This window comes from Pedobacter cryoconitis (genome assembly GCF_014200595.1).
GTDB lineage: Bacteria > Bacteroidota > Bacteroidia > Sphingobacteriales > Sphingobacteriaceae > Pedobacter > Pedobacter cryoconitis_C.
Genome location: NZ_JACHCG010000001.1, coordinates 2,059,788 through 2,071,588, shown reverse-complemented (window position 1 = coordinate 2,071,588; position 11,801 = coordinate 2,059,788). Strand labels below are relative to the sequence as shown.

The 11,801-nt window shown below is 40.9% G+C and carries 9 protein-coding genes; 5 read left to right on the top strand and 4 right to left on the bottom strand.

Going from position 1 to position 11,801, the window contains the following annotated elements:
* Positions 1-121 precede the first annotated feature (121 nt).
* The 4 genes from HDE70_RS08595 to HDE70_RS08580 form a co-directional block, all read right to left on the bottom strand.
* The gene (locus HDE70_RS08595; protein WP_183889394.1) at positions 122-1,174 is read right to left on the bottom strand and encodes a FecR family protein; all 1,053 of its coding nucleotides are present in this window, start codon (positions 1,172-1,174) and stop codon (positions 122-124) included.
* Between the two features lie 95 nt (positions 1,175-1,269).
* The gene (locus tag HDE70_RS08590) at positions 1,270-1,836 is read right to left on the bottom strand and encodes an RNA polymerase sigma factor (protein ID WP_183867185.1); all 567 of its coding nucleotides are present in this window, start codon (positions 1,834-1,836) and stop codon (positions 1,270-1,272) included.
* Positions 1,837-1,936: 100 nt separating this feature from the next.
* Positions 1,937-2,458 (bottom strand): hypothetical protein, encoded by a 522-nt coding sequence (locus HDE70_RS08585; RefSeq protein WP_183867186.1) that lies wholly within the window; start codon positions 2,456-2,458, stop codon positions 1,937-1,939.
* A 206-nt stretch (positions 2,459-2,664) separates the two neighbouring features.
* On the bottom strand, positions 2,665-4,089 hold the full coding sequence (locus HDE70_RS08580; protein ID WP_183889392.1) for an MFS transporter: 1,425 nt from the start codon (positions 4,087-4,089) through the stop codon (positions 2,665-2,667).
* Positions 4,090-4,202: 113 nt separating this feature from the next.
* Here HDE70_RS08580 and HDE70_RS08575 point away from each other — a divergent pair, with 113 nt between their 5' ends.
* The 5 genes from HDE70_RS08575 to HDE70_RS08555 all read left to right on the top strand — a co-directional run bounded on the left by HDE70_RS08575 (position 4,203) and on the right by HDE70_RS08555 (position 11,800).
* A complete protein-coding gene (locus HDE70_RS08575) occupies positions 4,203-4,589 on the top strand; it encodes a winged helix-turn-helix transcriptional regulator (RefSeq protein ID WP_183867188.1) in 387 nt (128 codons plus the stop codon).
* 7 nt (positions 4,590-4,596) lie between these two features.
* A complete protein-coding gene (locus HDE70_RS08570) occupies positions 4,597-5,856 on the top strand; it encodes an MFS transporter (RefSeq protein ID WP_183889390.1) in 1,260 nt (419 codons plus the stop codon).
* 299 nt (positions 5,857-6,155) lie between these two features.
* Positions 6,156-7,547: a DNA/RNA non-specific endonuclease gene (locus HDE70_RS08565; protein WP_183889388.1), complete on the top strand. Its 1,392-nt coding sequence runs from the start codon at positions 6,156-6,158 to the stop codon at positions 7,545-7,547.
* A 151-nt stretch (positions 7,548-7,698) separates the two neighbouring features.
* A complete protein-coding gene (gene dinB / locus HDE70_RS08560) occupies positions 7,699-8,853 on the top strand; it encodes a DNA polymerase IV (protein WP_183867191.1) in 1,155 nt (384 codons plus the stop codon).
* A 4-nt stretch (positions 8,854-8,857) separates the two neighbouring features.
* Complete coding sequence (locus HDE70_RS08555; protein WP_183889386.1) at positions 8,858-11,800, top strand: DNA polymerase III subunit alpha; 2,943 nt, start codon at positions 8,858-8,860, stop codon at positions 11,798-11,800.
* Position 11,801 lies beyond the last annotated feature (1 nt).

The following is an 11,801-nucleotide window of genomic DNA, read 5'->3' as shown; positions in this document are numbered from 1 at the left end:
ACAGTCCTTTTTTTTTCATAGATTTGTGAATTTCAAAGTTAAAAATCTGATAAACCGTTTGTTACATTACGGATTGGAAGGTTGAAAAGGGAGGGAATGTTGGCGCATTTACTCCCTTTTTTTAGTAGATGGTCACGTCATGTGCGCTAAGATTAAAGGTGAAGGGTTTGATTAACTGCATAGCCGTCAGGGCTTCTTTAATATTTTCATTTTTAAAGACTCCGGTAAAGCGATAAGATTTTGCTCTGGATGAACCCAGATGAATTTTGATATTAAACCAGCGTTCAAGTCTTGGTTTTAAATCAACGAATGATTCATTGTGGAAGACCAGCGTATTATTTTTCCAGGAAACTTCTTCTATATATTCATTACCTCCAATATGGATAGGCATAATATGCTCAATCATTAAGGTAATATCCTGAGAATCCATTTTCATTACCCCCTGCTGACCATCTTGCAGTACAAATTTTTCCGAAGGATTTAAAATGATCTTTTGCTGAGGCCTTTCATTGACAGATAATTCAATAGAACCCCGTAATAGTGTAGCTACAGACTTCTGATCTACAGGATAAGCCTTCACATTAAATGCAGTGCCTAACACTTTAATGGCAATTTTATTGGTACGCACTATGAACGGTTGCGACTCATGATGGGCGACATCAAAAAAAGCTTCGCCGGTTAAATGTACAATACGTACCTTTTTATTATTAATATCTGAATGGTAAGCTAATTTGCTGTCAGAATTGAGCCAGACTAAAGTACCATCCGGCAGTTTCACTTTTTTGCGTACCCCTTTTCCTGCAATCAGCTGTGTGTTGAAATTATCCTGTTCATTGCTGTGGATATAAAATAAGCCGGCAAAGAAGATTAAGCATAAAGCAAGAACTGCGATAGATAAGTTTTTATATTGACGAAAGAATGGAACTGATTCTTCTGGTACAGGCGTTGTCAGCTCATCATAAAACCGTAACCTGTGACATTGATAAATGCGGTCTACATCTGGAAGGTCCGCTTCGTCCTGTTCATTGTTGAGCCAGATTTGTTTAAGGACTTCTTCATAATAAACAGAGTCAGGATAGCTATCAATAAGCATATTCAGCTCCTCCAATTCATATGGGGTCGCCTCACCAGCCATTTTACGAGCTAATAATTCTATAATTCTGCTTCTTTTCATAAAGACCGCCGCAAGAGTTTTATATTGGTTAGTGTAGATAAGACAATATATATCAGGAAACTCCCTAGTCCGGAATGAAAAAAAATAAATAAAGATTACATCAGGTTAAATTCGACTTTAAGAACGGCAGTCAGTTTTTTTACAGCCGTGACCAGGTGGGCGTCAACAGTCTTTGTAGAGATATTCAGAATCGCAGCTGTTTCTTTATAACTTAATCCATCCTCTTTGATCAGCTTAAAAACGAGTTTACATTTATTAGGTAAAGCTTCAGTAGCCTGTTCTAACTTCTTTTTCAGCTCATCATTGATCAGGATCTGTTCGGGGTTCAGGCTGTCCAGTACGATTTGTACATCAATGTCTTCCAAAAAGATGAGTTCTCTTTTGGAATGTTTATTTAAAAAATTTAAGCAAAGATTACGTGCAATGACAAAGGCATAAACTTTAATATTTTGCACTTCAGGTAATTTCTTCCTGTTTTTCCAAAGCGTAATCATTACATCATTTGCAACCTCTTCAGCCAGTTCTCTTGACTTTAACAAATAGTAACAGAAGCGATATAATGCAGGAAAAAGACTTTTAAAAAGCTTTTCATACGCATTTTCACTATCATATAAAGCTATATCACAGATCAGATAAGAGAGGTCTGTAGCAGGTTTAGGCATCGGGATATATTTGGTTAACTCAAATTTAACAATTTAACCATACCATCCAAATCTCTTCTGCGCCAGAGCAAAAGGTTATCAGTTTTTTAAAGGGTTGAAATCAATTGTAACAAGGTTCGTTAAACGTGTTAGGGCTTGAATATGGATTTTTTCGTAGCTGTATGCTTTCGAAATAATAAAAGAACATGGCTTTAACATCCTGGCTCATCGGCTGAAGTCCATCGATCCAGGAAGAAAGATTTAACCGGTCAACTCCGGTATCCTGGTGGATATCTTTTAGTGTAACCCCCATATTCAGCATTTTATCACTGATCCAGTCGGGTTCAACTTCATCTGCTACCGCAGGTGTATAAGCTATAGGATAAACTGTTACGGGCACGCCAGTAATAAATCTGTCAAAAAGATCCTGAGTAAGGGAGATTAGCTTTGGGATTTCTAAAGGTTGACCGCTTGTGCATTTCCATTGCCGGGTTTTTACTTTTAATGCGGAAGATCTGGCTGTGATAATCTCAAAACTAATATCAAATTGAGTCAAACATTGTTTAGCGCCTTCTTCCAACCTCAACAGGTCTATATGCCTGACAATACCTACTAACTTATAAATGTTTTTAATGATCTCCATTTTATAATTCACAAAGGGATTTCCAGTTCCTTATCCCACCGTTATTTTTAATTGTTTAGCAAGAAGCTGCCATAGCCAGGTTAATAAAACTATTGGCGGCTTGTTGAGCCAAACTACTATAAATTTATGATTCTGGCAAACAAAAAAGCCTATCGTTAAGGTTAACAAACGACAGGCTTTTTTGTTGCTGAATATTTTAAAACGTTTTATCTTTTTACCCGATTATTCCTTAAAGTGGTGTTTTTCTCCGGTAAAAGGAAGAGAAAAACGCTCACAAATAATAAGAGGATCACATTGATTATGGTAGCCGTTTGATAAGCGGATAAATAAGCCTGAAGTGTTCCGGCCTTTCCTAATACATAAAAAAAGACTCCCCCTACAATGCCAATTCCCAAAGCAATTGCTGTTTGCTGAAAGGTCGAAAAAGTACCTGAGGCTGCACCAGCAAATTTCGGCGGAATACTTTTCAGTGCCATGGTCAGTAAAGAAGGTAATACAGAACCACAACCAGTACCATAAATGAATAAAATTGGTAAAAAGATCATCCGGCTCACGGCTGCTGATTTAAAAAACAGGATATGGAGAATTAATGCAGTCACCATAATCAGGACGCCGGCCTGCAAAACTTTTTTTCCATAAACCGGGATCAGCTGGATCGCTACCAGCGAAGCAAGTACGTATCCGGCTCCCTGAAAGACAAAAAAGATACCCGTTTCCGAAGAGCTGATCCCAAATCCGGTTTGTAACAGGATCGCATTGATCAGGAAATAGGAATCCTGTGCCATAAAATAAAACAAAACTGCACAAAGGCCTATATTAAAATCTTTATAACCGAACAACCTGACATTAATCAGAGGTTCCTTTCTTTGCAGCAGCTTTCTCTTTTGATCATATAAAAAGATAAACAGCAGCACAATTGATAATACGATCAGGACTATACTCCACCAGGGCCAGCCTAGTTCCGATCCGCGTATCAATGGATAAATCAAACTGACCAATGCTATGGTCAATAACAGTACGCCAGAGTAATCAAATTTACCTGTCTTTGTGATCGTGTTATCTTTCAATAGTTTTGCTGCCAGAAAGGCCGAGATAATACCCAGTGGAAGGTTAATCAGGAAAATCAGGCGCCAGCCTGCGATAAAAAAATGGGTATCCGGTAATATGCCTCCCAGAAACTGGCCAATCACAGATGCTGCTCCCGCTATACTTCCATAAATCCCCATTGCTTTTATACGTTCCTGCGGAGCAGGAAAAAGAAGCTGAATATAAGTGATGCCCTGCGGTACCATAAAAGCAGCGCTGATTCCCTGGAAGAAACGGGCCGTATTCAGTTGAAAAGCTGTTTGAGAAATCCCACATAACAGCGAGGCAAAAGTAAACGATAGCATCGCCACGATAAAAACGTTCTTTTTGCCATAGTAATCTCCTGCCCTGCCACCAGTAATTAAAAATGCAGCATAACCCAGCAGGTATAAAGCAATCACGAGTTGTATATCGCCGTCTGTACCATGAATTCCTTTCTTGATAGCAGGTATCGCAACATTGACTATGAAGATATCAATAACGGATAAAAAGATTGAAGAGGACAGGATAATGAGTATTATCCATTTGGAAGTTTGCTTGCTCATAGCTATTTTAATATGTTTTTATAGGGGCGATCGCCCGATTATGGTTAACTTTACCACCCAAAGATGGAAGCTCCATTGAAGTTAAACAAGTAGTTTGCCGGACAATACTAAGTATGGAAAACAGTACTAATGATGACCCTCAGCTGGTTATAAAACAAGAAAATTACGGGCAGCCGGAAGATAACTGTTCAATGACAAACGCATGGAAGGTGATTGGCGGGAAATGGAAATTACTTTTATTAAATGCAATCCGTCAGGAATGTCCTGCAAGGTTCGGAGAACTGAGAAAGAAAATGCAGGATATTACGCAAACTACCTTAACTGTACAATTGCGTGAACTGGAACGCGATGGCATCATTTCCAGAAAAGTTTATGCAGAATCACCACCTAAAGTAGAATACCAACTCACCGGACTGGGGCAAACACTGATCCCGGTTATGCAGGTCTTGTCAGACTGGGGCGATAACTATTGCCAATTGACTAAAGTTAATACACATTAAACTCCTCATGGATCACATCAACAAATCGTCTGCTACCAAATATTACGTTATTGCCTGGGTTTTCGGCCTTCTTTTTTACTTTCTGGATTATGTGATCAGGGCTGCTCCGGCAGTTATGATCCCTGAATTATCAGCAGTGTTTAATGTTTCTACCATTGGCCTGGTGTCTATTATAGGCACCTATTATTATACTTATTCAACTTGCAGTTTGATTGCGGGGATAGCACTCGACAGGTTTGGCGCTAAATATTCTTTGTTTGCCGGTGCAGTGATCCTGGGGATCGGCGCCTTACTTTTTGTGATTTCAAGCGAATTTGCAGGAAATACCGGGCGTTTATTACAGGGAGCAGGCTGTGCATTTGCTTTTCCCGGCTGTGTTTACCTGGCTACCAAAGGGTTCTCCCCTAAGTCATTAGCTACAGCCATTGGTTTTACACAATGTATAGGGATGCTGGGTGGGTCTGCCGGACAATTCGTAGTAGGCCCTTTGATTGAAAAAGGAGTTGACCAGAAACTTTTCTGGATTGGCTCAGGGGTTTTTACAATCCTCGTTGCTTTTGGACTATTACTGGTTATCCCAAAAGCTAAAGAAGAACAGAAATCGACCAAACAACTGCATTCAAAAGGTTTTTTAAGTCCTTATAAAGTCGTATTCTCTAACATGCAGTCCTGGCTTTGTGGTATTATTTCAGGTCTTTTATTTGCACCAACCACTATTTTTGCCATGACCTGGGGTGTAGCCTTTTTCCAGCAAGACAGGGCTTTCAGCTTTCATGATGCCACAATTGCCTGTGCAATGGTGCCTATGGGCTGGGTATTTGGTTGTCCGCTGCTGGGTTATCTGACCGACAAAATTGGTCAGCGTAAGCCTGTGCTGATTGGTGGTGCGTCACTGATGATTTTAAGTTTATTACAATTATTGTTCTTGCCAAACCTGGTACCAGCGTATGTGAGTACGTTTATGTTAGGTGTAGCCTCCGGAGCTGCCATGATCCCCTACTCAATTATCAAAGAATCTAATCCTGATCATGTGAAAGGAAGTGCTACCGGGGCAATTAATTTCATCACTTTTAGTGTAACTACCTTAGTAAGCCCATTGTTTAGCCACTTCTTTGGTAAAACATTAACTGGCGCAACAGATAAAGCCAGTCATTTCCAGTCTGCCGGATTATTCTGGATTGCCGGAATCGTGATCGCTATAGTGGTGAGTTTGCTGCTGAAAGAAACCGGAAGTAATAAAGCAGAGAAAGTATCAGTAATAGCATAAGTTTTTTACTGAATTCCGGGTAGTTCTGGCTGGGTACTGTAGGGGTTGTGTTGTAGGTTGAAGGCTACTTCAATACTAGTTTAATGTATACCACAACCCCTACAGTACCCCTACAAAACTCCTGTAAAAATACCTTTTTCAGCTATTTGATTTTAGGGCAGAATCTTTTGTCTGAATTACCGGTTTCCTATCAGTAATTTTTATTTTTCATATCAATTGATATATTTTTAATTAGATAACACTCAAATAATATAACTTTAATATTACATGAGTCTCTTTACCTAAATATTAATCAACCTATGAAATTCAGAAATCTACTTTTCGCCAGCTGCTTGTCACTGGCATTTGCATCGTGCTCGAAAAACACTACGCAAGACTTCAGTCCATCTAACCCAAACCCTTCTAATCAGAGCGCTGCTAATCAAGCTACCGCTACAGTCATCACTGAAGACTTTGAATCAGGGAGCAAAAGTTCTTATGCTACCGGAGATGTTACCTTAACTACCGGCTCATGGAGCCTTGACGATGCATTGATTGGTTCAACAAGTGCCGATATCAAAGCAGGAACAAAATCTGTACGTATCCGTAACAACGGTATTCTTGGGATGAACTTTAATGTCAGCAGTCCAACTTCAGTATCCGTTAAACATGCTGTATACGGAACTGATAACGCTTCTACCTGGCAATTATGGGTATCAGGTGATAACGGCGGCACTTATTCACAAGTGGGCGCTACGATCACTACTTCTTCCAGCCAATTAGCTACTGCAACTTTTGCAATTACTAAAACAGGCAACCTGACTTTTGAAATCCGTAAAGTATCAGGTGGTACTGCACGTATTAACATCGATGATGTCAGCTTTAGTACAGGTGGTGGCACTCCTCCTACCGATCCGGGCACAGATCCAGGTACGCCGGGTACTCCGGGTAACACCGCCGACAATAACAACTTATTGCTGGGAAACCCAAGTAATGCACAACCAAGCATCAATTCAACAGCAAATTACCTGATGGATCAGACTTATTTTACAGAGTCTTATAACAGAGATAAAGGTACGCCTAACTGGGTATCATGGCATATCAGCAGTGCTGATCTGGGCAGCGCTTCCCGTTCTGACAACTTCAGAGCAGATATCAACCTGCCTTCTGGCTGGTATGGTGTAAGCAATACAAGCTATTCTGGTTCTGGATTTGACCGCGGACACAATTGTCCTTCAGGTGACCGGACTTCAAACAGCACTGCAAACTCAGCTACGTTTTTAATGACCAACATGATTCCACAAGCGCCTAAAAACAATCAGCAAACGTGGGCAAATCTTGAAAATTATGTACGTTCTTTAGTAACTGCTGGTAATGAAGTTTATGTAGTTATGGGATCTTATGGATCTGGTGGTACAGGTTCAAATGGTTACCAGACTACTATTGATGGTGGAAAAGTAAATGTACCTTCCCGCGTCTGGAAAGTTATCGTTGTACTTCCTAATGGCAACAACGATCTTTCACGCATTACTACCTCAACACGTGTGATTGCTGTAGATACACCAAACGATCAGAGTACAGTCAATGCAGACTGGAAACAATACCTGACTACTGTAAAATCTATTGAAACAGCCGCAGGCATTAACATCATGTCTAACGTGAGTCAAAGCATACAAACGGTTCTTGAAAACCGTACCGATTCGGGCGTTTAAGCTGAATCCGTAAATTTAAAAAGGAGGAGGAGACGATAAGTTTCACCCTCCTTTTTTATTTTATCACCAGATGTAATTACTAATATATTTAGTAAATTACTTGTTATAACGACTATTTTTAACATACATTTGTGTAAAAATAAACCGTTTTATGGCAGAGAAACACATCATACATATGGATCAGGACTCTTTCTTCGTCTCTGTCGAAGTCCGGAAAGATCCTAAACTAGCTGGCATACCGGTTATTATCGGCGGGACTTCTGATCGTGGTGTGGTTTCCTCCTGTAGTTATGAAGCCCGTAAATTCGGTGTCCATTCTGCCATGTCTTCCCGTATGGCAAAAATGCTTTGTCCACATGCTGTTTTTATCAGGGGGAATATGGATGCGTATTCTCAGGCTTCACAAGAAATTACCGAAATCTTAAGATCCCGCGTTCCGCTGATTGAAAAAGCAAGTATCGATGAGCATTATATAGATATGACGGGAATGGACCGTTTTCATGGTACACGTCAATATGCCCATGAACTGCGCCAAACCGTGATCCGGGAAACAGGGTTGCCTATCTCCTTTGGTTTATCAGTCAATAAGACGGTTTCTAAAATGGCAACCAATGAATGTAAACCGAATGGAGAACGCGATGTGAAACAAGAGGAAGTACAGCCGTTTCTGAACCCGTTATCAATCAGAAAAATTCCCGGATTAGGTGAAAAAACCTTTATGAAGCTCAGTGATATGGGGATTAAAAAGATTTTTACCCTGTCACAGATCCACCCGGACCAGATGGTCAGCTTACTCGGTAAAAATGGGTTGTCTTTATTACAAAAGGCAAAGGGGATTGATGAGTCTGAGGTTATCCCTTACCAGGAACAAAAAAGTATAGGCACACAATGTACTTTTAAAGCCGATTCTATTGATGTGGAAACTATCAATAACCTGATTACCTCGATGGTGATGGATCTGGGTTTTGAACTGCGGCAAAAGCAGAAAATCGCCGCTTGTATCACAGTGACCATCCGCTATTCCAATTTTGAGGATGTAACTAAACAGGCAACGATTTCTTACACTTCCATGGACGCTGTTCTGATCCGCAAAGCGAAAGATTTATTCAAACAATTGTATCAGAAACGCATGCTGATCCGGTTGGTTGGTGTACGCCTGTCTAACCTGGTGAATGGTTTTGAGCAGATTGATTTGTATGAGAACTCGCAGGAGCAATATAATTTATGCCAGGCGATGGATAAAATACGTCAGCGCTTTGGTGGAAAAGCAATCACAATGGCTTCTGTACTGGACTTGAAAATTTAAGCTGATGTATCTGAACGTCCACTCCCACTATAGCCTGCGTTATGGCACAATTGCAATCCCTAAGCTGATCGAAGCAGCCGTGGCTAATGGAATTACCCGGATGGTACTGACCGATCTGAATAATTCTACCGGGGTCATGGAATTTTGGAGGGCATGTAATGCAAATGGGATTAAACCAATTGGTGGATTAGAATTCCGCAAAAACAAAAGATTACTCTACATCGGCATTGCCAGGAATAAAGAAGGCATGAAGGAATTGAATGATTTCCTGACCTTTCATAACCTGAAACAGCAGGAACTGCCCGATCAGCCACCTGTATTTAGGCACTGTTTCATCGTTTATCCTTATACACATGGGAAAATACTCAGAGAAAATGAGGTCATGGGAATTCGTTTTGATGAGCTGCACCAGCTTTACGGCAAAGATATCACAGCCTTTGCGGCTAAACTTGTCGTTTTACAACCTGTCGTTTTTCTGGATAAAATAGGTTATCGTTTACATGAATACCTGCGTAGTATTGATTTGAATACACTTTTAACCAAAACAAGCACGGCTGATAAATGCAGTCCTTCGGATACTTTCCTTGCCCCGGGAGAATTGGAAACCCGGTACAGTAAATATCCTTTTATCCTGGAAAATACGCAGCGGCTGCTGGATAGCTGTGTGATGGATTATGAGCAGGGTAAGATTAAACTGAACCGGAAAACCTTTACCGGAAGCATGGCCAGAGACAAAGAATTGCTGGAAGAACTGGCTATGAAAGGATTGGCAGAACGCTATGGAGAAGGCCATGAAAAGGCATTGGAGAAGGTGAAATATGAGCTTAAAATTATTCATGACCTGAATTTTTGTGCTTATTTTCTGATCACCTGGGATATTATTCAGTATTCAGTAAGCCAGGGTTATTATCATGTAGGGCGTGGTTCAGGAGCGAACAGTACAGTAGCTTACTGTATGAGGATCACTGATGTTGACCCTTTGGAGTTAGACCTTTACTTTGACCGGTTTCTCAATGCGCAGCGAACTTCCCCTCCCGATTTTGACATCGATTATTCGTGGGATGAACGGGAAAATGTACAGCAGTATATTTTTGAGAAGTACGGTGCGGAACATACCGCTTTATTAGGGACGATGTCTACTTTCAAAGACCGTTCTGTAATCCGGGAAATTGGGAAGGTCATGGGATTGCCCAAAGCTGAAATTGACAGCTTTACAGACCGTACGCAGGATCTGGCCAACCAGAGTAATCCCACTTTTAAAAAGATCATGGCTGTTTCCGGGTTGATGAGCAGTATGCCTAACCAGCGCAGTATTCATGCGGGTGGGGTTTTGATTTCTGAAGAGCCGATTACTTATTATACAGCGCTGGACCTGCCACCTAAAGGAATGGCTACCGTACAATGGGATATGTATGAAGCAGAATTGATCGGTTATGATAAATATGATATTTTAAGTCAGCGGGGTATTGGTCACATTAAAGAAGCCGCAAGGCTGGTGGAGCAGAATCTGGGTTTAAAAATAGATGTGCACCAGGTAAAGAACTTTATGAAAGACCCGGCACTGAATGTCAGGCTGCAATCCGGAAATACAATTGGTTGTTTTTATGTTGAATCACCTGCAATGCGCCAGCTGCTGGCTAAACTCAAATGCGACAATTACCTTACACTGGTTGCTGCGAGTTCCATTATCCGCCCCGGTGTGGCACAATCCGGCATGATGAAGACTTATATTCAGAACTACCATCAGCCAGAAACGGTGAAGTACCTGCACCCGGTGATGAAAGAACAGATGCAGGAAACTTATGGGGTCATGGTGTACCAGGAAGATGTGATTAAAGTCTGTATTCATTATGCAGGGATGAATGGTAGTGATGCTGATATATTACGCAGAGGAATGAGCGGGAAATACCGTTCGCGTATGGAGTTTGATAAGTTAATTGATAAATTCTTTGCAGGCGCCAAAAAACTCGGACGCGAAGAAGTAACGACTAAAGAAGTATGGCGGCAAGTTTCTTCCTTCGCAGGTTACAGCTTTTCCAAGGCACATTCTGCGAGTTTTGCAGTAGAAAGTTACCAGAGTTTATTTCTGAAAACGTATTATCCGATAGAGTTTATGGTGGCTGTATTGAATAATTACGGTGGTTTTTATCCCCGCTGGTTATATGTACATGAATTACGTAAAGCGGGTGCGCGGGTGCATCTGCCTTGCGTGAATAAAAGTACTCCGGTAGTCTCTTTACATGGAATTGATGCTTATCTGGGCTTTATAGGTATACTGGGATTGACCTTGAAGCTGATGGAACAGATTCCTGAAGAACGGCATTTAAATGGTGATTATCTTAACCTGGACGATTTTGTAAAACGTACAGCGATTAGCCTGGATCAGGCAATTATCCTGATCCGTACAGGAGCTTTACGTTTTACCGGACGCAGTAAAAAGGAATTACTTTGGGATGTACATTCTTTACTCGGTAATAAAGTGAAAGTTTTGAATCACGCACAGTTATTTGAAGCAGAGCATAAACATTATCAATTGCCCGAATTAGTGAATACCACATTGGAAGATGCGTATCACGAACTTGAACTATTGGGTTTTCCGCTTAGCTTGTCTCCTTTTGATTTATTGCAAACTGATTACCGCGGACATCCCCAAACCAGCGACCTGATCAGCTACGCAGGGCAGATCGTTAAAATGGTTGGACTTTATGTATGTGAAAAGACGGTACATACCAAGAACAATAAAAAGATGTGGTTTGGCACTTTTCTGGATGCGGAGGGCAATTTCTTTGATACCACGCACTTTTCAGGCAGTACCCCATCCTACCCGTTCCGTGGAGCAGGTTGTTACCTGATTTTAGGTAAAGTAGTGGAAGACTTTGGCTATCCAAGTATAGAAGTGATCAAATTTGCCAAATTACCTATTACCGGCAATCCTGTATTGGAATAAT